Below are 347 nucleotides of genomic sequence, written 5' to 3'. Positions count from 1 at the left end.
CGATGAGGCACTCATGACTGCCGTCAACCGTATCAGTCGGCAGCACCGGGTGATGGTGGCCAGCCTGCGAGAACATGTCCTCGATGAACTGCGCCAAGTCCCCGTGCAGACCCTGTCGGAAGCATTGGCCTACAGTGGCGCGATTGACTACCTCAACACCCGCAATGAACTGCATGATCGTTTGAACGCCCATGGGCTATCGGTGCTCGATGCCCTGCCGTCCGAGTTGGGAGCCAAGTTGGTCACGCGTTATCAGAGCTGGAAAAAAGCTGGGGCTTTCTAAAAAAGGCGTACGGCCCGGTCGAGGACAAGCGCCTGACCGAGCCGACAACACGCAGTGTTCAAGC

1 pseudogene is annotated in these 347 nt (G+C 58.5%); it reads left to right on the top strand.

The features are described from left to right. Nucleotides 1-283, top strand: a pseudogene (locus SB765_RS28475) (DUF58 domain-containing protein); the annotation flags it as partial. Nucleotides 284-347 lie beyond the last annotated feature (64 nt).

Origin of the sequence: Pseudomonas sp. SIMBA_067 (assembly GCF_046534675.1) — a bacterium.
Taxonomy (GTDB): domain Bacteria; phylum Pseudomonadota; class Gammaproteobacteria; order Pseudomonadales; family Pseudomonadaceae; genus Aquipseudomonas; species Aquipseudomonas putida.
This window is presented reverse-complemented; position numbering and strand designations above follow the sequence as displayed.